At 73.5% G+C, this 21087-nt stretch carries 17 protein-coding genes and 2 pseudogenes; 5 read left to right on the top strand and 14 right to left on the bottom strand.

The features are described 5' to 3' along the window. Positions 1-70: 70 nt before the first annotated feature. Positions 71-1221, bottom strand: a pseudogene (locus C3489_RS25200) (glycerate kinase). Positions 1222-1377: 156 nt separating this feature from the next. Here C3489_RS25200 and C3489_RS25195 point away from each other — a divergent pair. Beyond that, entirely contained in the window at positions 1378-2454 is a 1077-nt protein-coding gene (locus C3489_RS25195) for an ADP-ribosylglycohydrolase family protein (protein WP_103784339.1), read from the top strand. A gap of 182 nt (positions 2455-2636) precedes the next feature. Further along, positions 2637-3128: an NUDIX hydrolase gene (locus C3489_RS25190; RefSeq protein ID WP_103784338.1), complete on the top strand. Its 492-nt coding sequence runs from the start codon at positions 2637-2639 to the stop codon at positions 3126-3128. A gap of 23 nt (positions 3129-3151) precedes the next feature. On the opposite strand, the gene C3489_RS25185 is transcribed toward C3489_RS25190, so the two are convergent. Beyond that, positions 3152-3352, bottom strand: coding sequence for a type II toxin-antitoxin system VapB family antitoxin (locus tag C3489_RS25185; RefSeq protein WP_103784337.1), 201 nt, complete (start codon positions 3350-3352; stop codon positions 3152-3154). 82 nt (positions 3353-3434) lie between these two features. Between C3489_RS25185 and C3489_RS25180 the strand changes: the two genes are divergently transcribed. After that, positions 3435-4175 (top strand): Sir2 family NAD-dependent protein deacetylase, encoded by a 741-nt coding sequence (locus C3489_RS25180; protein ID WP_103784336.1) that lies wholly within the window; start codon positions 3435-3437, stop codon positions 4173-4175. 10 nt (positions 4176-4185) lie between these two features. On the opposite strand, the gene C3489_RS25175 is transcribed toward C3489_RS25180, so the two are convergent. The 9 genes from C3489_RS25175 to C3489_RS25140 all read right to left on the bottom strand — a co-directional run bounded on the left by C3489_RS25175 (position 4186) and on the right by C3489_RS25140 (position 13008). Continuing rightward, entirely contained in the window at positions 4186-5421 is a 1236-nt protein-coding gene (locus C3489_RS25175; protein ID WP_103784335.1) for a cytochrome P450, read from the bottom strand. 31 nt (positions 5422-5452) lie between these two features. Next, positions 5453-6844 carry an NAD(P)/FAD-dependent oxidoreductase gene (locus C3489_RS25170; protein WP_103784334.1) on the bottom strand — a complete coding sequence of 464 codons (1392 nt, stop codon included), beginning with the start codon at positions 6842-6844 and terminating at the stop codon, positions 5453-5455. Then, entirely contained in the window at positions 6834-7061 is a 228-nt protein-coding gene (locus tag C3489_RS25165) for a ferredoxin (RefSeq protein ID WP_103784333.1), read from the bottom strand. Before C3489_RS25165 ends, C3489_RS25170 begins: the two co-directional genes overlap by 11 nt. Positions 7062-7169: 108 nt before the next feature. After that, positions 7170-7808 carry a hypothetical protein gene (locus tag C3489_RS25160; RefSeq protein ID WP_103784332.1) on the bottom strand — a complete coding sequence of 213 codons (639 nt, stop codon included), beginning with the start codon at positions 7806-7808 and terminating at the stop codon, positions 7170-7172. Positions 7809-8047: 239 nt separating this feature from the next. Then, positions 8048-8260, bottom strand: coding sequence for a hypothetical protein (locus C3489_RS25155; protein ID WP_103784331.1), 213 nt, complete (start codon positions 8258-8260; stop codon positions 8048-8050). Between the two features lie 444 nt (positions 8261-8704). Further along, a complete protein-coding gene (locus C3489_RS38800) occupies positions 8705-8881 on the bottom strand; it encodes a hypothetical protein (protein ID WP_181139833.1) in 177 nt (58 codons plus the stop codon). Positions 8882-8991: 110 nt separating this feature from the next. After that, entirely contained in the window at positions 8992-9474 is a 483-nt protein-coding gene (locus tag C3489_RS25150; protein ID WP_103784330.1) for a methylated-DNA--[protein]-cysteine S-methyltransferase, read from the bottom strand. 18 nt (positions 9475-9492) lie between these two features. Continuing rightward, entirely contained in the window at positions 9493-10974 is a 1482-nt protein-coding gene (locus C3489_RS25145; protein ID WP_308460823.1) for an AlkA N-terminal domain-containing protein, read from the bottom strand. 102 nt (positions 10975-11076) lie between these two features. Continuing rightward, complete coding sequence (locus C3489_RS25140) at positions 11077-13008, bottom strand: heavy metal translocating P-type ATPase (protein ID WP_181139832.1); 1932 nt, start codon at positions 13006-13008, stop codon at positions 11077-11079. A gap of 34 nt (positions 13009-13042) precedes the next feature. On the opposite strand from C3489_RS25140, the pseudogene C3489_RS25135 reads away from it, so the two are divergent. Together C3489_RS25135 and C3489_RS25130 are read left to right on the top strand one after the other, a co-directional pair. Next, positions 13043-13398, top strand: a pseudogene (locus C3489_RS25135) (ArsR/SmtB family transcription factor). A gap of 34 nt (positions 13399-13432) precedes the next feature. After that, the gene (locus C3489_RS25130; protein WP_103784329.1) at positions 13433-14578 is read left to right on the top strand and encodes an MFS transporter; all 1146 of its coding nucleotides are present in this window, start codon (positions 13433-13435) and stop codon (positions 14576-14578) included. Here the strand turns inward: C3489_RS25130 and lpdA are convergent. From lpdA to C3489_RS25115, 3 genes are all read right to left on the bottom strand, one after another. Next, entirely contained in the window at positions 14568-15980 is a 1413-nt protein-coding gene (gene lpdA, locus C3489_RS25125; RefSeq protein WP_103784328.1) for a dihydrolipoyl dehydrogenase, read from the bottom strand. The two genes, C3489_RS25130 and lpdA, sit on opposite strands and share 11 nt — an antisense overlap. Before the next feature lie 197 nt (positions 15981-16177). Continuing rightward, the gene (locus C3489_RS25120) at positions 16178-20077 is read right to left on the bottom strand and encodes a glycoside hydrolase family 2 TIM barrel-domain containing protein (RefSeq protein ID WP_103784343.1); all 3900 of its coding nucleotides are present in this window, start codon (positions 20075-20077) and stop codon (positions 16178-16180) included. A gap of 272 nt (positions 20078-20349) precedes the next feature. Then, positions 20350-20853 carry an SRPBCC family protein gene (locus C3489_RS25115; RefSeq protein ID WP_103784327.1) on the bottom strand — a complete coding sequence of 168 codons (504 nt, stop codon included), beginning with the start codon at positions 20851-20853 and terminating at the stop codon, positions 20350-20352. Positions 20854-21087 lie beyond the last annotated feature (234 nt).

The following is a 21087-nucleotide window of genomic DNA, read 5'->3' as shown; positions in this document are numbered from 1 at the left end:
GTCCCCGGGGTCAGCGGTGGCGGAGGAGGCACGTCGGGGCGGCCGGCACGGCAGCCCGGCGGCCGAGGGGTCAGGCCAGGTAGTCCTTCGCGATCTGTTCCGCCACGCGTTCCAGGATCGGGCCCGCGTCCGCGATGCACTTCGCCACGTCCGGCTCGATCTCCGTCAGGGGGTACGCGCGGCGGATGCCGGCCCGGCCCAGGGCCTCGTGCGGGAGGGCGAGGCGGCCGCAGACCGCGACGACCTCCTTGTCCGCCGCCCGCGCCGCCGCCGCGACACCCGCCGGGGCCTTGCCGTGCAGGGTCTGCTCGTCCAGGGAGCCCTCGCCGGTGATCACCAGCGTGGCCCGCTGCAGCGCCGGGGCGAAGCCGAGCACCTCCAGCATCAGCTCGATGCCGGGGCGGAAGCTCGCGCCGAGCAGCAGGGCGCCGTAGCCGATGCCGCCCGCGCCGCCGGCACCCGGGGACGCGGCGAGCTCGGTGGCCTTGGGGCCGATGGCCTTCTCCAGGACCTGCGCGTAGTGCGCGAGGGCCGCGTCAGGGTCGCCACGTCCTCCTCGGAGGCGCCCTTCTGCGGGCCGTACACCGCCGCGCAGCCCTTCGGGCCGGTGAGCGGATTGTCCACGTCGCTGGCCAGGACGAAGTCCACCTCGGCGAAGCGCGGGTCCACGCCCGACAGGTCGGCCGAGGCGAGGTCCGCCAGGGCGCCGCCGCCCGGGCCGACCGGCTCGCCGTCGGCGTCCAGGAACACCGCGCCGAGGGCGGCCAGCATGCCCGCGCCGCCGTCGGTGGTGGCGCTGCCGCCCACGCCGAAGACGATCGTGCGGGCGCCCGCGTCGAGCGCGGCCTTCAGCACCTCGCCGGAGCCGTACGTGGTGGCGGTCAGGGGGGCGAAGACGCCCGCCGGGAGCAGCTGGAGGCCCGAGGCCTCGGCCATCTCCACCACCGCGGTGCCGTCGCGCAGCGCGAAGGCAGCCGTGACCGGCTCGCCGAGCGGACCGGTGACCCGGACCTCCCGGCGTTCGAAACCGGCCGCCACGGCAGCCGCGACCGTGCCGTCGCCGCCGTCCGCGACGGGGAGGGTCTCGACCTCCACACCGGGTACGACCCGGCGCAGCCCGGCCGTCACCCGCTGGGCGACCTCCACCGCCGTCAGCGAGCCCTTGAACTTGTCCGCGGCAACGAGCACCCGCCGGGTGCCCTCCACAGCAGCGTCCGCCACCTTGCTATCCCCTTGCTCTCCGGGCCCGACGCACGTCAGGCCAGTCGCGCCGCTGCGACCTTAACCGGAGTACGCCCCCGCCGTCATGCCCCGCCCGCACCCTGGAACGCCCCGCTCGCCTGCGCAGACCCCGCCGCGAGCGGGTACCCCTCCCCCATGACCGCTGCGCACACCGGGCCGGAGCCGGCCGACCGCATCCTCGGGGGCTGGCTCGGCCGGATCGCGGGGAACATGCTCGGCAAGCCGGTGGAGCAGGGCGAGCTGTGGACCCGGGACCGCATCGACCGCTATCTGCGGCGGGCCGGCGCGCTGCCGCTGACCGACTACCTGCCCGAGCCGGTGGAGGGCGACGCGCACGACCCGCCGCTGCGGCCGGAGTGGCGGATGTGCGTGCGCGGCCGCGTCCACGGCAGCTGCCGGGACGACGACATCGACTACGCCGTCCTCGGCCTGCACCTGCTGGAGACGTACGGCTTCGCCTTCAGCACCGAGCAGGTCGGCGACCTGTGGCTGCTGAGGCTGCCGTACCTGCAGACCTTCACGGCGGAGCGGGCGGCGTACCGCAATCTCGCCAACGGGCTCAAGCCGCCGCTGACGGCCACCTTCGACAACCCCTACCAGGAGTGGATCGGCGCCCTCATCCGCGCCGACGTCTTCGGCTGGACCTGCCCGGGCGCCCCGCGCCGCGCCGCCCTGCTGGCCCGCCGGGACGCGGTGCTGTCGCACACCGGCAACGGGGTGTACGGGGCGATGTTCGCGGCGGCGCTGGTCTCCGCCGCGTTCAGCGCGCCGAGCGTGCGCGACGCGCTGGAGGAGGCGCTGGCGGTCGTACCGGCGAGCAGCCGGCTGGCGCGGACCGTGCGCCGGGTGGTGTCCCTGCACGAGACCGGCCTGTCCTGGGAGGACACCCTGGCCACGGTCGAGGAGGAGACCGCGGGCCTGGGCTGGATCCACACCGTGCCGAACGCCGCCGTCCTCACCGCGGGTCTGCTGTACGGCGACGGCGACTTCACCCGCACCATCGCGCTGACCGTGCGCGGCGGACTGGACACCGACTCCAACGGCGCGACGGCGGGTTCGGTGGCCGGGGTGATGACCGGGGCGGAGGCGATCCCGGCGCAGTGGACGCGGCCGCTGGAGGACACCGTGCGCAGCGCCGTGTTCGGCTTCGACGGGGTGCGCATCAGCGAGCTGGCCGAGCGGACGCTGCGGCTGGCGGCGACGCAGGGGTGACCCGGGCGAGCACCGCGTGCCTCGATCCGAGCGCCGTCTGATCCGGAGCGAGCACCGCGTGACCCGGGACGGGCCTCGCGTGACCCGGTACGGGTCCGGCGTGAACCGGGACGGGCGTCTCGTGACCCCGGCCGGGGGCTGCGGCACCCCGGACGGGGGCGGCCGCTGGTTACCCTTCCTGGATGACCACTGCTGACTTCGCCGCGTACATCGCCTCGCTGCCCCGTGTGCTGGCCGGGGCCGCCGCCCTGTTCCGGGACGCCGAGGGGCGGGTGCTGCTGGTGGAGCCCAACTACCGCGAGGGCTGGGCGCTGCCGGGCGGCACGATCGAGTCCGACGACGGTGAGACGCCCCGGCAGGGCGCGCGCCGCGAGACGCTGGAGGAGATCGGCCTGGACCGGCCGCTGGGCCGGCTGCTCGCGGTGGACTGGGTGCACGGCCCGGGCCGGCCGCCGCTGGTGGCGTACCTGTACGACGGCGGGGTGCTGGGCGAGGACGACTTCAAGGCGATCCGTCTGCAGGAGGAGGAGCTGCTGTCCTGGCGGCTGGTCGCGCGCGAGGAGCTGACCGACTACCTCCTCGACGCCCTGGGCCGCCGTGTCCTGGCCGCCCTCGACGTCCTGGCGGACGGCTCCGGCACGGTGGAACTGGAGAACGGCCACCGGGTGGCCTGACGGCCGGCGGCGGGTGGGGGTGCTCAGCCCTCCGGGTCCCGGGGCTTGACGTCCACCTCGCGCAGCGCCTCCTCCCGGGTCGCCGTGCGGGCCTCGGTGCGGTGACCGCGCTCGATGTAGTCGCGCACGACCAGTTCCACGGCGTCCTGGGGGCTGCCGACACCGGCGAGCACCATGACTTCCACGACGAGTTCGGCGTCGAGCGAGACGGTCACCTTGGCCATGGGCGGACACTACACCGGCGGTCGCGCACGGCGTACGGATATCCGTTCGCCCGTGCGATCGTCCCGCTCTACCCTCGGCGGCATGACCAAGCCCCTCGTCGCCGTCCTCAGCGGGGCCGGCATCTCCACCGACTCCGGCATCCCCGACTACCGCGGGCCGAACGGGCTGTGGCGGCGCGATCCGGACGCCGAGAAGCTGGTGACGTACGAGTACTACATGGGCGACCCGGAGATTCGGCGGCGCTCGTGGCGGATGCGGCGCGAGAGCGGCGCGCTGGGGGCGCGGCCCAACGCCGCGCACCGGGCCGTCGCGGAGCTGGAGCGGTCCGGCGTGCCGGTGCGGGTGATCACGCAGAACGTGGACGGGCTGCACCAGCTGGCCGGGATGCCCGCCCGCAAGGTGCTCGAACTGCACGGCAGCGCCCGCGAGGTGGTGTGCACCGCGTGTCATGTGCGCGGCTCGATGGAGGACGCCCTCGCCCGGCTGGAGGCCGGGGAGGAGGATCCCTCGTGCCCGGTGTGCGGCGGCATCCTGAAGCCGGCGACGGTGATGTTCGGCGAGCGGCTGGACCCGCTCGTCCTCGGCCAGGCGGTGGCGATCAGCAAGGCCTGCCAGGTGTTCGTCGCCGTCGGCACCAGCCTCCAGGTGCAGCCTGCGGCCGGGCTCGCCGGGGTCGCCGCCGACCACGGGGCACGGCTGATCGTCGTCAACGCCGAGCCGACGCCGTACGACGAACTCGCCGACGAGGTGGTGCGCGAGCCCATCGGCACCGCCCTGCCGCGGCTCCTGCGCCGGCTCGGCACGGAGGACGACCCGGCCTAGGGCCTAGGGCCTAGGGGCGGATGCCGTCGCAGGCGAGGTGGAGGTGGCGCGGGCCGCGCAGCACGGCGTTCTGCCGGTACGGCGGCGGGTCCTGGAGCAGGCGGGGGTTGTCCAGCCTGCGGGCCAGCTCCGACAGGGCGAGCTGGGCCTCCAGCCGGGCGAGCGGTGCGCCGAAGCAGCTGTGGATGCCGCTGCCCAGGCCGAGGTGCTGGATGTCCGGGCGGTCCGGGTCGAAGCGGTCCGGGTTCTCGAAGCGCTTCGGGTCGCGGTTGCCCGACGCCAGGAGCAGCCAGAGGGAGGCGCCCTTGGGGATCGTGACGCCGCCGACCTCGATGTCGGCCAGGGTGGTGCGCTGCGGCAGCAGCTGCACCGGCGGCTCGAAGCGCAGCAGTTCCTCGACGAGGGGCACGGCCAGCCGCGGCTCGGCACGCAGCCGCTGGAGGACGTCCGGGTGGCGCAGCAGGGTCAGCATGCCGTTGGTGATGAGGTTGACCGTGGTCTCGTGCCCCGCGATCAGCAGCAGCGCCGCGGTGCTGAGCAGTTCCATGGTGCTCATCGGGCCGTCCCCGCCCTTGGCCGTCGCCAGTTGGGAGAGCATGTCCTCGCCGGGGTTGCGGCGGCGCTCCTCGATCAGGCCGGCCAGGTACATGCCCAGCTGCATCCGGGCCTCGTGCGCGTCCTTGCCCCGCTCGGCCGGATCGGCGTCCGGGTCGGGGTCCAGGCTCGCGGCGAGGGTGTCGGCCCAGCTGTGGAACTGCGACTCGTCCTCGCGCGGCACGCCGAGCAGCCGGCAGATCACGGTCACCGGGAAGGGGTAGGAGAACTGCTCCACCAGGTCGATCCGGCCGGGGTCGCCGATGCCGTCGATGAGTCCGGTGACGATGTCGTGGAGCTCCCCGCGCATCGAGTCGACCCGGTGCGGGGAGTGCGGCGGGCCGAAGGGCCGGTTGGTCATGCGGCGCAGCCGGTCGTGTTCGGGCGGGTCGAGCTTGAGGAAGCCGGGCGGCAGGGCGCTCTCCTCGGCGGGTGCCTCGGGCAGCGGGTCGGCGGCGGTGGAGGCCAGGTTGCGGGCGTCGGAGCTGATCCGCGGATCGTGCAGCAGGCTGCGGATCTCGTAATAGGTGCTGACGACGTAGGGCCCGCCGTCCTCGTGGTGGACCGGTGTGCGGCGCAGCTCTTCGTAGATCGGGTACGGATCGGCGCGGTTGGCGAAGTCCAGGATCCGGTGCAGCGGGGATTGCGTCATGGCGAGTCCTCGGGTCCTCGTGGCCGGGCGGTCAGTGCGCCGGGGTGAACGTCATCCGGCGATCGGCCGGCGAGTATCCGCTGAGGGTCACGGTGGGGCCGTGCGTGGGGACCGACGGGTCGGGGAAGTCCGCGTCGAGGGGGCGCTGTCCGTCCGGGCGCCGGTCCACCGTGGGATACGGCGGCGGGAACGGCGCGGTGGTCTCGATCAGCTCCTGGTAGAACGGCAGCCACCGGGCCTGGTCGAAGGCGACCGCGCCGATGACGCGCCCCTGGTAGCCGTAGACGCCGACGAACCGGTGTTCCTTCAGCGAGCCCTGCGCGATGAGGATCTCCGTGCCCAGCGACGGCACTCCGACCGACTTGATGTTGACGCCGAACTGGGAGGACCAGAACGCCGGCACCTCCAGGTGCGGGAGGCGGTCGGTGCTCTCGCTGAGCATGTTGTGCGCGGCGATCCCGGCCTGGGTGACGGCGTTGCCCCAGTGCTCCAGGGACAGGAACTGGTAGCCGAACAGGGGGTGCGGGCAGCGGGCGACGTCACCGGCCGCGTAGATGTCGTCGGTCACGATGCCCCGGATGTCGAAGGCGCGGCAGCCGGCGTCGCAGGCGATGCCGCGGGGGCCGGCGCCGAGCCCGGAGCCGGCGAGCCATTCGGTGTTGCGCAGGGCACCGAGCGAGACGATCACCACGTCGGTCTCCACGGTGGAGCCGTCGGACAGGTGCGCGGCACGCACCCGTCCCGCGGCATCACCCTCCAGCGCGGTCACCATCACCCCGCACCGCAGGTCCACACCGTGCTCACGCTGCATCTCGGCGGCGACCGCGCCGACCACCCCGCCGAGCGCGCCGACCAAGGGGGCCGCGCCGCGTTCGGCGACGGTGACGGCGATGCCGCGTTCACGGCAGGCGGAGGCGATCTCGGAGCCGGTGAACCCGGCCCCGATGACGAGGACCCTCCGGGGGGACGCGTCGAGCCGCCGCACGAGGGCGGCGCTGTCGTCGCGGGTGCGCAGCACGAAGACGCCGTCGAGTTCCGCCTCGGCCTCGTGCGGCCACGGTCGCGCCCTCACCCCGGTGGTGATCAGCAGCCGGTCGTAGGGCACCTCGTCGCCGTCGGCCAGCCGCACCCGGCGGGCGGCCATGTCGAGTCCGGTGGCCGGTACGCCGAGCCGCCAGGTCGCGTCGACGTCGCGGAGCCTGGGCAGTGCGGTGCGCTCGGCGTCGGCCCGGCCCAGCAGCACCTGCTTGGACAGCGGGGGCCGGTCGTACGGTGCGCAGGGCTCGTCGCCGATCAGGGTCAGCGACCCCGCGAACCCCTTCTCCCGCAGGGCTTCCGCGGCCCGCAGGCCGGCCAGCGAGGCGCCGACGACGACGATGCGGCCCTCGCGCCGGAGCCGTTCCAGGCTGAGGTCACCGGGCATCGGGCACCGCCTCGGCCGGTGCGTCCACGGCATCGACGAGGATGGCCTGGACGGGGCAGGCCGCGGCGGCCTGGGCCAGCTTCTCGCGCTGTGCCTCGTCGGCCTCCGGGGTGTACAGCAGCGCCTCCTCGCCGTGCATGGCGAAGACCTCTGGGGCGAGGAATGCGCACTGCATGTACCCCTGACAGCGGTTCAGATCGACGGCAATCCTGACCACGGGACAGGTCCTCTCCGACGGCGCCTCGGCCCTCCTGCGACCACTCTCGGCGGGTGGGCGGGAGGCGGCGACGGGGAGGGGGCCGTTCGGGTGGGCGGTGCGGCCGGGTCAGGGCCGGTCGGCGGGCCGTGCGGCGGGACGCCGGCCCCACAGGATGTTCAGGCCGATGATCAGCGCCCAGGCCGGGAAGACCAGTTCGCACCAGGGCACGTTCGCTCCCACCGCGAGCAGCGCGAGGCCCGCCAGATAGCCCAGTACGACGAGGGGGCGCGGCAGGGCGCCGAGCCGGCGGCCGATGGTCGAGGTGGTGATGATGAACACCGCCGCCATCCGCAGGGCGTACGTGGTCAGCAGGTCGTAGGCGAAGTGGCGGCCGAAGGCGGAGCCCTGGGAGGAGCCCTCGGCGAGTACGGTCCCGGCCGCCGCGGCGGCGCCGAACAGGGTGGCGACGAAGACGATGCCGCTGCCCAGGAACACGGTGGAGACGAACCGGTCCTCGTGCTCGCCGGCCTGCTCACGCAGGGCGCCCATGAACCACAGGAACGCGATCCCGGCGAACGGGAGCAGCTCCAGGGCCGTCCGCACGGCGCTGCGCTGGCCGGCGTCGGCGGTCATGTCGCTCCCGTCGGCGCCGCCGGGCAGGGCGAGGCGCATCAGGACGATCGCCGTGGCCAGGAGGACCGCGAAGACCACCCCGGCGACCCCGGCCGCCCGCGGTGTCGCGAGGCGCTTGTGCTTCCGCTGCATGGACTCCCGCCTTCTGCCCGCGTTCCCTTCGTCCAGACACCCGCGTGCGCGCCGCTCACGCCACCGGGGTCACCCGGGAGGCAGACCGCGGTGAGCCATACAGGTCATGGCCACCGGCCGTCCGGCGCGGGGGTGAAAAGGCGCCTGACCTGTCCGGGCGTGAAAAAGCTCCTGGCCGGCCCGGTGGGTCCGGGCCGGCCAGGAGCCGGAGTCCGCGGTACGGCCGTCAGGCCGCCGGATCAGAAGGAGACGGTGACGCCCGCCTGGTGGATCCCGGCGACGGTGGCGAGCACGCTGTCCTTGACCGCGCCGGCCTCGGCCAGCACGCCGGCGTCGGTGAGCGTCGTGGAGCCGGCGACGACGGAGGCGTGCGGGGTGGCCAGGCCACCGGCGACGGCGTCCAGCTCGGCCTCGGAGATCTCGGCGGTCTGGATCTGCGGAGCGGAGTTCATCAGGGGACTTCCCTTCGTACTGGGGTGTACCGGGTGGACCCGCTGGGGACTGAGGCGGGGCCGCGACGGATACAAGCACGGAGCGCGACCGGGTCTCCAGTCGACGGCCGGCGCCCGCGGGGAGCGTGCGCGTCCCGGGTTCTCAACTGTGGAGAGACCCCCACGACTTCGCGGCGACTTCTTCATCCGCTTCGCCACATCGCGACACCGGCGGCCTTGCCATGGCCGCGGCGAAGGCGACACTTGGCGAAAATCGAGTGCCGCGCACGGGGCCCGGGGCGGGAGGGGTCCGCGCTTGCGCAGTGAGTGTGCAGATTCCTCGCAGCCGCTCGGTGGCGGCCCGTCAGCCGGCGTGCCCACGATGCGCGGCGGTGGTGCCCGTGGGCACCGACCGTGCCGGTTGTGGCGCGGCCGGACCCACGGGCACCGGGTGCCGGCCTCTCGTCAGAGCGCGACCTCGACGCACAGGTGGGCGCACAGGTGCGCCTCGGCGGCCCCCGTGGTGCCGGCGGCGAGACCGGCGCCGAGACCCGCACCGATGTGCACGCCCAGACCACCGGCGACGTTGTCGAGCTCGGCCTCGGTGATCTCGGCGGTCTCGACCTGGATAGCGGAGTTCATTGGTTCTTCCCTTCGTACTGGCTGCCGAAAGATCCAAACACGGGTCCCCATGACCGCCGGCCCGCGCCGAGGCGTCTGCGGTGGATCTGCACAGCACATGCGCACGTCGGTCAGAACAGCGCCGAACCGCCTTCGAAGTCCAGCAGTTGCCGCTTGCGCCGCAGGCCGCCGCCGTAGCCGGTGAGGCTGCCGTCGGCGCCGACGACGCGGTGGCAGGGGACGATGATGCCGACCGGGTTCTTGCCGTTGGCGAGGCCGACCGCGCGGGAGGCGCCCGGCGTGCCGAGGGCGGCGGCCAGGTCGCCGTAGGTGCGCCGCTCGCCGTAGGGGATCGCGCGGAGCTGTTCCCACACACGGCGCTGGAACGGGGTCCCGTGCAGGCGCAGTTCGAGGGTGAACTCCTTCAACTCGCCCGCGAAGTAGGCCTTCAGCTGCTCCTCGGCCTCGCCGAACGGGGTGGGGTCGCGGTCGCCGAAGGTCTCCTCGGGCGGGCGGTGGCGCTGTTCGGTCATGTACAGCCCGCACAGGACGCCGTCGTCGGCGACAAGAGTGAGCCGGCCGCACGGGCTGTCGATCACGGTGTGCTGCTTCATGGAAGTCCTCAGAGGTCCTCAGACGGGAAGGAAGTTGATGGGGTGGTCGTCGGTCGCCCACAGGTACTGCACGGCGTACGCCCGCCAGGGGCGCCAGGCCGTGGCGCGGGCGGTGAGGGCGGCCGGGGTGGCGGGCAGGCCCAGTTCGGCGGCCGCGCGCCGGATGCCGAGGTCGGTGGGGAGGAAGGCGTCGGGGTCGCCGAGGGCGCGCATGGCGATGACGTCGACGGTCCAGGGTCCGAAGCCGGGCAGGTCCAGCAGGCGGGCGCGGGTGTCGGCCCAGTCGCTCTCGACGCCCAGGTGGAGCGTGCCGTCCGCCAGATGACGGACCAGGGTGGTGAGGGTGGTGCGGCGGGTGCGGGGCATCGCCAGGGTCTCGGGGTCCACCGCGGCGAGGGCCTCGGGTGACGGGAAGAGGTGGGTGAGGCCGCCCTCGGGGTCGGTGACCGGTTCGCCGTGGGCCGTGGTGAGCCGGGCGGCGTGGGTGCGGGCTGCGGCGGTGGAGACCTGCTGGCCGAGCACGGCCCGTACCGCGAACTCGGCCTCGTCGACCGTGCGGGGCACGCGCCGGCCGGGCGCCTTGTCGACCAGGGGCGCCAGCAGCGCATCGGCGCGCAGCGCGTCGTCGATGGCGACCGGGTCGGCGTCCAGGTCGAGCAGCCGGCGGCAGCGGCTGATGGCGACGGTGAGATCGCGCAGGTCGGTGAGGGTGAGCCGGCACGCGATGTGGTCGGGCTGCGGGGTGAGGGCCGCTATGCCGTGCCCGTAGGGCAGCCGCAGCGTGCGCCGGTAGGCACCGTCGCGCCACTCCTCGACTCCGGGTACGGCGGTCGCGGCGAGGTGGCCGAAGAGGTTGTCGGGGTTCAGCGGGGCGCGGAAGGGCAGCCGCAGCGACAGGGTGCCGGGCGCGGTGGGCGCGGCGCTCTTCGGCGCGCGGGCGCGCAGGTCGCTGGGGGTGAGGGCGAAGACCTCGCGGACGGTGTCGTTGAAGGTGCGGATGGAGGAGAAGCCGGCGGCGAAGGCGATGTCCGCCATCGGCAGCGCCGTGGTCTCGATGAGCAGGCGCGCGGTCTGGGCGCGCTGGGCGCGGGCCAGGGCGAGCGGTCCCGCGCCCAGCTCGGCGAGCAGCTGGCGCTCCACCTGCCGGGTGCTGTAGCCGAGGCGGGCGGCGAGGCCGGGCACGCCCTCGCGGTCCACGACGCCGTCGGCGATGAGCCGCATGGCGCGGGCGGTGAGGTCGGCCCGCTGGTTCCATTCGGGCGAGCCGGGGCTGGTGTCGGGCCGGCACCGCTTGCAGGCGCGGAAGCCGGCCTGCTGGCAGGCGGCCGCGCTCGGGTGGAAGGTCATGTTCTCGGGTTTCGGCGGCACGGCCGGGCAGCTGGGCCGGCAGTAGATGCCGGTGGTCAGGACGGCGGTGAAGAACCAGCCGTCGAAGCGCGCGTCCTTGGACTGGACGGCGCGCACGCACCGCTCCCGGTCGGTGTGCATCCCGTTCTGCATGGCTCCAGCATCGGCCACGCACCCGGTGGGGGCTGGCGGGAATCCGACATCAACGCCGCGTGGGCTGCGCCTCGCCGGATCGCCGGCCGGCCGCCGCCCCCCTCAGCCCCGCGACCACGCGGACTCGCGCAGCAGCCGCAGCCCGTTCAGGCCGACGAGCACGGTGGAGCCCTCGTGCCCGGCGACGCCGAGCGGCAGGGGCAGGTGCCCGATCAGGTCCCACAGCACCAGGCCGGTGATGAAGACCCCGGCCAGCACGAGGTTCTGCACCACCAGGCGGCGGGCGGTGCGGGAGAGGCGGACCAGGGCCGGTACGGCGGTCAGCTCGTCGCGCACCACGACCGCGTCCGCGGTCTCCAGGGCGAGGTCGGAGCCGGCCCGGCCCAGGGCGATGCCGGAGTGGGCGGCGGCGAGAGCGGGCGCGTCGTTGACGCCGTCCCCGACGAACAGCACCCTGCGTCCGGCCTGCTGCAGCTCCCGTACGGCGGTGACCTTGTCCTGGGGAAGCAGGCGGGCGCGGACGTCCGCGATGCCGGTGGCCTCGGCGACGCGGGCGGCGGCGTGCGCGGTGTCGCCGGTGAGCAGGACGGGCGGGGCGGTGGTGAGGGCGGTGAGCGCGGCGGTGGCGTGCGGGGCGTCGGCGCGCAGCCGGTCGGTGAGGGTGAGGGTGCCGACGGCCTTGCCGTCCCGGGAGACGTCCACCACCGTGCCGCCCTCGCCCTCGCCCTCGCCGCGGCCGACGGTCACCCGGTGGCCGTCGACCAGGGCCTCGACCCCGCGGCCCGGGGTGGCCGTGAAGTCCTCGGCGGGCGCGAGCCGCAGGCCCTTGGCCCGGGCGGCAGCCACGATCGCGCGGGCCAGCGGGTGCTCGCTGGGGTGCTCGGCGGCGGCGGCCAGCGCGAGGAGGGCGTCCGGGCCGAGGCCCGAGCCGGGCAGCGGGGTCACGCCGGTCACCTCGGGGGCGCCCTCGGTGAGGGTGCCGGTCTTGTCCAGGGCGGCGGTGTCGACCTCGCCGAGGCGTTCCATCGCGACGGCCGACTTCACCAGGACCCCGTGCCGGCCGGCGTTGGCGATGGCGGACAGCAGCGGCGGCATGGTCGCGAGGACCACCGCGCACGGCGAGGCGACGATCATGAAGGTCATGGCGCGCAGCAGGGCGTCGGTGAGGTTCTCGCCGAAGGCGAGCGGGACGGCGAAGACGGCGAGGGTGGCGGCCACCACGCCGACGGCGTAGCGCTGTTCGACCTTCTCGATGAACAGCTGGGTCGGCGCCTTGGTCCGGGATGCCTCCTCGACAAGGCTGACGATCCGGGCGATCACCGTCTCGGCGGGGTCGCGCTCGACGCGGACGCGCAGGGCGCCGGTGCCGTTGAGGGTGCCGGCGAAGACCTCGTCGCCGGGGCGCTTGACGACGGGGAGCGGCTCGCCGGTGATGCTCGCCTGGTCCGCCTCGCTCACCCCGTCCAGCACGCTCCCGTCGGCGCCGATGCGCTCTCCCGGGCGGATCAACAGCACGTCCCCGACGGCGAGTCGGGCGGTCGGGACGCGTTCCTCGCCGTCGGCGGTCAGCCGGGTGGCGGTGGCGGGCGCGAGGTCGAGCAGGCCGCGCACGGAGTCGGCGGTGCGGGCGGTGGCCAGGGCCTCCAGGGCGCCGGAGGTGGCGAAGATGACGATCAGCAGGGCGCCGTCCAGCACCTGTCCGATCGCGGCGGCGCCGAGCGCGGCGACGATCATCAGCAGGTCGACGTCGAGTGTCTTCTCACGCAGGGCGCGCAGGCCTTCGAGGGCCGGTTCCCAGCCGCCGCACGCATAGGCGACGGCGTACAGGCCGCCGTGCGCCACGGGTGGCAGGCCGGCGAGGTCGGACGCGAGGCCGAGCAGGTAGGCGACGGTCGCCGCGAGCGCCCAGCGCGCCTCGGGGAGGGCGAGCACGCGGGTGCGGCGGCGCGGTGCCGGGTGCGGGGCCAGCGGGACGGGGGCGGGAGCGAGAGTCGCGGACACCCGGCCACCATACAGGAACACATGAAGACTCATTCATCTGTTCATATGGGGTGGGTAGGATACGGCCATGGGTCATGGAGCCGTCACCACCCCCGCCACCGAGCGCGTCCGTCTGGACGCCGCCAACGTCGCCAAGGTGGCGACCACCCTCCAGGCCCTGTCCACCCCTCCCGCCTGCTGATCCTGGCGCGGCTGCGCGAAGGCCCGCTGCCCGCGACCGAGTTGGCGGCCGAGGTCGGCATGGAGCAGTCCGCGTGCTCGCACCAGCTGCGGCTGCTGCGCAACCTCGGCCTGGTGGTCGGCGAACGGCGCGGCCGCTCGGTCGTCTACGCGCTGCACGACCACCATGTGGCCGAACTCCTCGACCAGGCCGTCTACCACGTGGAGCACCTGCGGCTGGGGCTCAGTGACGCCGCCGACTGAGGCGCCACCGGACCAGGCGCCGCCGCGCCGGGCCATGTGGCCGCTGTACGCGGCCGGCTTCACCACCGCCTTCGGCGCGCACGGCATCGCCGCCGGCCTCGGCGCCGCCGACCTGGACGCCGTCACCTCCCTGCTGGTCCTCGGCGGCCTGCTCGCGCTGTACGACGGCGCCGAGGTACTGCTGAAACCGCTGTTCGGCACGCTGGCCGACCGGATCGGGGCCCGCCCGGTGCTGCTCGGCGGGCTGCTCGCCTTCGCGGCCGCCTCCGCGCTGTACGTCGCCGTGGACCGCACCGGCTGGCTGTGGGCGGCGCGACTCGGGCAGGGCGCGGCGGCCTCGGCGTTCTCCCCGTCGGCCTCGGCCCTGGTGTCCCGGCTGAACCCGGCCGCCCGGCAGGGCCGCGCCTTCGGCGGTTACGGCTTCCACAAGTCCGTCGGCTACACGCTGGGCCCGCTGCTGGGCGGGGTGCTGGTGTGGGCCGGCGGGCTGCGGCTGCTGTTCGGGGTGCTCGCGGTGCTCGGCGCGGCAGTAGCCGTCTGGGCGTGGGCCGCCGTGCCCGTCGTACCGCCCCTGCCGAAGCGGCGGCAGACGGTGCTGGACCTGGCGCGGCGGCTGACCGACCCGCTGTTCCTGGTGCCGACGGCGGCGCTCGCCGGGGCGACGGCCGCGCTGTCGGTCGGGGTGGGCTTCCTGCCGGTGTCCGGGAGGGCGGCCGGGCTCGGCCCGGTGGCGACGGGCGCGGCGGTGTCGGTGCTGGCGGCGTGCGCGGCCGTGGTGCAGCCGCGGGCCGGGCGGGCGCTGGACGCCGGGCGGCTGTGCACGGGCGCCGGGCTGCGCGCGGGGCTGCTGCTGGCGGCGGCCGGGACGGCCTGCGCGATGCTGCCGGGGCTCGCGGGGGTGCTGCTCGCCGCCGCGCTGACCGGCGTCGGCACCGGGCTGATCACGCCGCTGGGGTTCGCGGCGCTGGCCGCCGGGACGCCGAAGGAGCGGCTGGGGCAGACCATGGGCGCGGCCGAGCTGGGCCGGGAGCTGGGCGACGCGGGCGGGCCGCTGCTGGTCGCCGCCGTCGCCTCGGCGGCGACCCTGACGTACGGGTACGCCGCCCTGGCGGTGCTGCTGGCGCTCGGGCCGGTGCTCGCCCTGGCCGGACGAGCACCGGTGACCCGCCCTAGAAGTTGATCATGTGGCCGGCGAGTCCGTGGACCGCCTCCTTGACCGCCTCGCCCAGCGTCGGGTGGGCGTGGACGTTGCGGGCGACCTCGTGGACGGTGAGGTCCCACTGCTGGGCCAGGGTCAGCTCGGGCAGCAGCTCGGTGACGTCCGGGCCGATGAGGTGGCCGCCGATCAGCTCGCCGTACTGGGCGTCGCTGATCAGCTTGACGAAGCCGGTGGAGTCGCCGAGGCCGTGCGCCTTGCCGTTGGCGGTGAAGGGGAACTTCGCGACCTTCACGTCGTAGCCGAGGTCGCGGGCCTGGGCCTCGGTGTAGCCGAAGCTGGCGATCTGCGGCTGGCAGTAGGTGGCGCGCGGGATCATCGCGTAGTCCAGCTCCATGGTCTCCGCGTCCGCGATGGTCTCGGCGGCGACCACGCCCATGGCCTCGGCGGCGTGCGCCAGCATCAGCTTGGCGGTGACGTCGCCGATGGCGTAGATGTGCGGCACGGAGGTGCGGCAGCGGGCGTCGACGTCGATCGCGCCGCGGTCGGTGACCTTGACCCCGGTGTTCTCCAGGCCGTAGCCCTCGACGTTCGGGGCGAAGCCGATGGCCTGGAGCACCTTGTCGGCCTCCAGCACCTGCCGGGAGCCGTCCTTGGCGGTGACGGTGACGCGGACCTGCGGGCCGGACTCGTCGATGGCGTCCACCCGGGTGGAGGTGAGCACGTCGATGCCCAGCTTGCGGTACTGCTTGGCCAGCTCGGCGGAGACCTCGGCGTCCTCCAGCGGGGCGACCCGGTCCAGGAACTCGACGACGGTGACCTTCACGCCGTAGTTGTGCAGCACGTAGGCGAACTCGATGCCGATGGCGCCGGCGCCCGCGATGACGATGGACTGCGGGAGGTCCTCGGCGAGGATCTGCTCCTCGTAGGTCACCACGCGGGCGCTGCGCTTGGTGCCGGGCAGCAGCTTGGGGGTGGCGCCGGTGGCGATGATGCAGTTGTCGAAGCCGATGGTGCGCGTGTTGCCCTCGTAGTCGGTGACCTGGAGGGTGTTCGCGTCGAGGAAGGCGCCGCGGCCGTCGAACTCCGTGATCTTGTTCTTCTTCATCAGGTAGTGGACGCCCTTGACCCGGCCGTCGGCGACGCGCCGGCTGCGGCGGAAGGCCTCGCCGTACTCGAAGGTGATGGGGCTGTCCGACTTGATGCCGAAGGTCTTCGCCTCACGGGTGACGATGTGCGCGAGCTCGGCGTTGCGCAGCAGCGCCTTGGTGGGGATGCAGCCGACGTTCAGGCAGACGCCGCCCCAGTACTTCTCCTCGACGACGGCGACGCGCTTGCCCAGCTGAGCGGCGCGGATCGCGGCGACGTAGCCGCCGGGGCCCGCGCCGAGGACCACGACGTCGAAGCGCTCGTCCTGCTCGACCATGGGGACTTCCTTTTCGGGTGTGCCGTGAAGTGCTGTCCCACGGATTGTTTCTCCCCGGCCGCCTCCTCGCCACGCCGATCGCCGATCTCCCCCGGCCCAGCGGTGTGATCTTGGTCCTGCCGCCGCTGACGCCGTGCCCGCGTCGGTCCGGCTCCGCCCGCCGCCCCGCCGTGGCGGGCGGCGGGCGGAGCCCCGGGTCACTGCGTCGCGGTCGGCCGCCTCGCCGCCGCCATCGCCCGGTCCAGGTCCGTCAGCGGGCGCAGCCGGTAGGTGTAGGCGTAGTCGCGGTCGGCGAAGAGTTTGTACTCGTCGTGGGTGTGGGCGCCCCAGCTGTTGTCGCCGCCGACGCCCATCTGGCGGTGGTTGACCCGCAGCACGACCTCCTTGCGCGGGGTGAGCTGGTAGTCGTGGCGGGCGCCCAGGGAGAGGTCCTCCGGGGTGAAGTGGGAGGCGTTGAGCTCGATCAGCGGTTCACCGGCGACCAGCAGGCCCCGGCCGTCGGCGTCGGTGAGGGCGGCCCAGCGCACATCGGTCTTGTTGCCGTTCTCCTGCGGGCGGATGTAGGAGGTCCACTGGCCGGAGACGGTCCCGGACCACAGGCCGACGTCGGTGCCGTCGTTGCGGTCCCAGTAGTTCTCCTCCGGGCCGCGCCCGTAGTAGTGCAGATGCTCCAGCCGCTCCGGCAGGAACAGCAGCGTGCCGACCTCCGGGATGTAGGGCAGGCTCGCGGCGCCCGGGTGCAGGGTGTGGTCGACGCGGATCTCGCCGTTGCCGAACACGGTGTAGGTGGTGGTGTACGCCGAGACCGGCGCGGTGGGCAGGGTGCCGGCCACCGCGATCTCGACGGCGCGGTCGCGCAGGGGGCGCACGGTGACGCCGGTGACGGTGCGGCGGGCGCCGGCGTCGCGCCAGACCTGGTTGCGGGTGTGCTGGCCGTTGCCGTGGTCGTTGTCGGTGGGCGCGCGCCAGTGGTTGGGCACGGGCCCGGAGGTGAGCAGGCGCATCCCGGCGGCCTCGTAGGAGGTGATCAGGCCGGTGCGCTTGTCGACGGCGACGGTGAGGTCGTCGCCGGTGACGGTGACGGACGCCGCCGTGTCGGTGTACCGCAGCGCCGGGACGCCGCTCAGCGGGGCCGGGGTCACCGCCGGGCTGCCGGCGTCCAGCGGGATCTGCTGCCGGGCGACCTCGAAGCCGGCCTTCGCCCAGGGGGTGGCCTCCTTGGTGGTGAAGGAGAGCTGGAGGAAGTACTCGGTGCCGGGCGCGGGGCTCGTCGGCAGGGTCAGCGGCACGGTGACGTCCTTGCGCGCGAGCGGCGCGAGGTCCAGCTGGTCCCGGGTGAGCGTGCCCTTCTGCACGACCTCGCCGTCGGCGACCAGTTCCCAACGGCCGTCGAACACCCGGACGTTGGTGAACAGGTACTCGTTGGTGAGGGTGACCCGGCGCGGGTCACCGCCGGCCGGGGCGGCGTTGATCGCCTGGTAGATCCGTTTGATCTCGGCGGCCTTGCCGGTGTGCGCGCGGTCGGCGGTGACGATGCCGTCCGCGACGAAGGCGCCGTCGTTGGGGTTGTCGCCCCAGTCGCCGCCGTAGGCGAAGAACGTCTTCTCCTTCGGCTGGGCCTCGGTGAGCCCCACGGTGGCCGCGTCGAACCAGAACCGCACCCCGGCGTCGCCCGGCCCGCGCCGCTCACCGGCCAGTTCGGCGGCGCTCAGCGCACGGGCGTAGACCCGGGCCCGCCGGATGGTGCCGCTGAACTCGCGCGTCATGTTGTCGACGTCGGTGGCGAGGGAGAGCGGCGCGGCGGTGCTGGTCGGGCGCCGGGTGGTGGTGCGGGTGGCCCTGACCACGCCGTCGACGTGGAGGGTGAGCGTGCCCGCGTCCGCGTCGAAGACACCGGCGACATGGTGTTCGCGGCCGGTCCAGTCGGCGGGCAGCGCCCAGCTCGCGGTGATCCACTGGCCGGCGCTGTGGATGAAGAACTCCAGGTTGCCGTTGGTCTGTTTGAGCGCGTACTGGGTGTCGCCCTTGGCGAGGATCGGCTGGTGGTAGCCGGTGACGCGCGGGGTGATCCACGCCTCCAGGGTGAGCGAGCCGGTGAGGTCGAGGCGGTCGTCGCGGGCGAAGACGGTCGCGCCGCTGATCCCCTTGGCCCGGTCGAAGGAACCGGAGGGCGCGAGGAGCTCGCCGCGCAGGCCGCCCGGGCCGGTCTCGGTGAGGAGGGTGCGCGCGGGGGTCGGCCAGCTCAGCGACTGGTCGACGAAGTCCCAGATCCAGCCGCCCTGGAGGACGTCGTGGCGGCGGACCAGGTCCCAGTACTTCTTGAAGTTGCCGTTGGAGTTCCCCATCGCGTGGCAGTACTCGATCATGACGTACGGCCGGGTGTCGGCGGTGTCCCTGGCCCGCTGCTCCACGCGTGCGGGGCTCTCGTACATCTCCGAGCGGATGTCGCTCACGCCGGGGCGGTCGTCGCCCTCGTACTGGATGACCCGGGTGGGGTCGTAGGAGCGGATCCAGTCGTGCATGGCGGAGAAGGTGCTGCCGCCGCCGGCCTCGTTGCCGAGGGACCAGATGACGACCGAGGCGTGGTTCTTGTCGCGGTGGACCATGTTCTGCGCGCGGGCGACGCAGGCGGCGGTCCACTCGGGGTGGCTGCCGGGGTACTGGTCGCGGATGCCGTGCGTCTCCAGGTTGGTCTCGTCGACGAGGTAGAGGCCGTACTCGTCCGCCAGCTCCAGCCACTGCGGGTTGTTGGGGTAGTGCGAGGTGCGGACCGAGTTGATGTTCATCCGCTTGATGATCTCGATGTCGCGCACCAGGTCGGCGCGGGTGAGCGCGGTGCCGCGTTCGGGGTGCATCTCGTGGCGGTTGGTGCCGCGGAAGGACACCGGCTGCCCGTTGATGCGCATCAGGCCGTCCTTGAGCGCGAACTCGCGCAGGCCGACGCGGTGCGAGAGGGTCTCCGTCACCTTCCCGGCCGCATCGCGCAGTTGCAGGACGGCGGTGTAGAGGTACGGCCGCTCGGCCGACCAGAGCTTCGGGTCCGGTACGGCCCGGGCGCCCCGCACGGTCAGCTCGCCGCCGGAGCCGAGGTCGGCGCTCAGCTGGAGGGGACGGGGCCAGACCGGGTGGCCGCCGGCGTCGTACAGCATGGTCTCGACGGTGTACCGGCCGCCGCCCTCGCCGCCGTAGTCGCGCACGCTCGCGGTGACGTTCAGCTCCGCCGAGCGGTAGTCGTCGCCGAGCGGGGTGTCCAGCTTGAAGTCGCGCAGGTGCACCTGCGGGGTGGAGTACAGGTAGACCGAGCGGAAGATGCCGCTCAGCCGGATCATGTCCTGGTCCTCCAGCCAGTCGCCGTCGGAGTAGCGGTACACCTCGACGGCGATCTGGTTGGGGCCGGGCTTGAGATGGTCGGTGATGTCGTACTCGGCCGGCGTGTAGGAGTCCTCGTGGTAGCCGACGAGCTGCCCGTTGATCCACACGTAGTGCGCGGACTTGACGCCCTCGAAGTGCAGGAAGGTGCGGCGGTCGGCCCAGTCCGCGGGGACGGTGAAGGTGCGCCGGTACTGGCCGACGGGGTTGTAGCGGGTCGGCGCGGCGGGCGGCTGGGGGTCCTCGCCGAGGCCGTTGGGGCCCCAGTAGGGGTAGGTGATGTTGACGTAGATCGGGAAGTCGTGGCCGTGCAGCTGCCACACGGAGGGGACCGGGATGGTGTCCCAGTCCCGGTCGTCGAGGTCGGTGCGGTGGAAGTCGGGGTCCCGGTCGTCGGGGCGGTCGGCGTAGGCGAACTTCCAGGTCCCGTCGAGGTCGATCCGGTACGGCGAGGCGGTGCGGTCCGCCTTCAGCGCCTGGCCGAGGCTCGCGTACGGCATCAGCGTGGTGTGGGGCGGCTCGGTGCCCACCTGGAACAGGGCCATGTTCCCGTTCCACTCCGGCTTGCCGTCCGCCGCCTCGCCCGGGCCGGCGGCGTGCGCCGCGACGGACGGCGGCCCGGACAGGGCGAGCGCGCCGAGCACGGCTGCGGAGGACTCCAGGAGACGGCGGCGGCTGACGACCGTCCGCTCGGGGCGGGCGGAGGGGGACGCGTTCGGGTGCGGCATGACCGTGGCCTTCCTCGTGACGACCGTGGGCTGCACGTTGCTGAGAGTGCGTCAGTTCCTGTTCGTTGCTGTCGGGTGTGCGGAGCGGGGCTCACGTACTGACGACCGAAACGGCAACTGATGGTGACAGTGCGGCTACTGAGCCAGAGTCACCCTAAAACCCGAACACAGTCCGATCAATGATTCTGTCGGAGTTTGTGTGATCCTGATGGACGCGTTCGCCCATCAGGATCAGTGGCGGCACGGCCGGTACCCGGTTCGGACCAGGCCGGCTACGCCTCGGCCTCGGCCTTCACCCCGGCCAGCGTCGCCTCGATGCCGGCGCGCAGCAGGCCCAGCCGGCCGTCGACGATCTGCTCCTCCCGCTCCGGGTACTTCTCGACGAAGTCGTTCAGCGGGCCGCGGCCGGGACCGATGCGCATGCCGTGCCGCAGACGGGTGCCGTCGGCGGTCGGCTCCAGGCTGTACGTCCAGATGGCCAGCGCCTGACCGTCGCGGTCGCTCTGCCGCACCACCTCCCAGGTGAACAGCCGCGCCTCCTCCATCGCCGAGACACGGCTGACGGTGCGCCACTCCCCCAGGTGCTCGTTGTGGTTGCGGCCGGTGAAGCACGCGCCGACGGCCGGCCCGTCGGCTCCGTCCAGCCACTCCACCTCCCGCAGCTCCGGGCTGTAGCGGGTGGACGTGGCGATGTCCGAGACGACCTTCCACACCCGCTCGGGCGTGGCGGCTATCTCGATCTCGCACTCCACCCCGGGACCATCGGCAAGACGCATCGCTCAACCTCCGAAAGAACAGAACGGCTCCGGCGCCGCGCACCGCCGGACGACGACGGCCCTGCGCGGCCCGGTCAGGCTATCGACGCCGTGCACAAGGAAGTTGGCGAGGGTCCACCCCGGGGGTCATCGCTGGAATCCGCCGTTTCAATCCTCTACGAATTTCACCTTCGTCGCGCTATTCCCTTCATTCCCCACAGAATCGGTGAATGCGTGCCGTTGAATTCCCAACCG

Source organism: Streptomyces sp. Ru71 (assembly GCF_002920535.1).
Taxonomy (GTDB): domain Bacteria; phylum Actinomycetota; class Actinomycetes; order Streptomycetales; family Streptomycetaceae; genus Streptomyces.
The sequence above is the reverse complement of the archived record's forward strand: the minus strand, read 5'-3'. Positions and strand labels throughout refer to the sequence as shown.

Coding starts and splice junctions, on each gene's coding strand:
- C3489_RS25195 (WP_103784339.1), top strand. CDS start 1,378: ATGACCGCTGCGCACACCGGGCCGGAGCCGGCCGACCGCATCCTCGGG.
- C3489_RS25190 (WP_103784338.1), top strand. CDS start 2,637: ATGACCACTGCTGACTTCGCCGCGTACATCGCCTCGCTGCCCCGTGTG.
- C3489_RS25185 (WP_103784337.1), bottom strand. CDS start 3,352: ATGGCCAAGGTGACCGTCTCGCTCGACGCCGAACTCGTCGTGGAAGTC.
- C3489_RS25180 (WP_103784336.1), top strand. CDS start 3,435: ATGACCAAGCCCCTCGTCGCCGTCCTCAGCGGGGCCGGCATCTCCACC.
- C3489_RS25175 (WP_103784335.1), bottom strand. CDS start 5,421: ATGACGCAATCCCCGCTGCACCGGATCCTGGACTTCGCCAACCGCGCC.
- C3489_RS25170 (WP_103784334.1), bottom strand. CDS start 6,844: ATGCCCGGTGACCTCAGCCTGGAACGGCTCCGGCGCGAGGGCCGCATC.
- C3489_RS25160 (WP_103784332.1), bottom strand. CDS start 7,808: ATGCAGCGGAAGCACAAGCGCCTCGCGACACCGCGGGCGGCCGGGGTC.
- C3489_RS25155 (WP_103784331.1), bottom strand. CDS start 8,260: ATGAACTCCGCTCCGCAGATCCAGACCGCCGAGATCTCCGAGGCCGAG.
- C3489_RS38800 (WP_181139833.1), bottom strand. CDS start 8,881: ATGAACTCCGCTATCCAGGTCGAGACCGCCGAGATCACCGAGGCCGAG.
- C3489_RS25150 (WP_103784330.1), bottom strand. CDS start 9,474: ATGAAGCAGCACACCGTGATCGACAGCCCGTGCGGCCGGCTCACTCTT.
- C3489_RS25145 (WP_308460823.1), bottom strand. CDS start 10,974: ATGCAGAACGGGATGCACACCGACCGGGAGCGGTGCGTGCGCGCCGTC.
- C3489_RS25140 (WP_181139832.1), bottom strand. CDS start 13,008: ATGAGTCTTCATGTGTTCCTGTATGGTGGCCGGGTGTCCGCGACTCTC.
- C3489_RS25130 (WP_103784329.1), top strand. CDS start 13,433: ATGTGGCCGCTGTACGCGGCCGGCTTCACCACCGCCTTCGGCGCGCAC.
- lpdA (WP_103784328.1), bottom strand. CDS start 15,980: ATGGTCGAGCAGGACGAGCGCTTCGACGTCGTGGTCCTCGGCGCGGGC.
- C3489_RS25120 (WP_103784343.1), bottom strand. CDS start 20,077: ATGCCGCACCCGAACGCGTCCCCCTCCGCCCGCCCCGAGCGGACGGTC.
- C3489_RS25115 (WP_103784327.1), bottom strand. CDS start 20,853: ATGCGTCTTGCCGATGGTCCCGGGGTGGAGTGCGAGATCGAGATAGCC.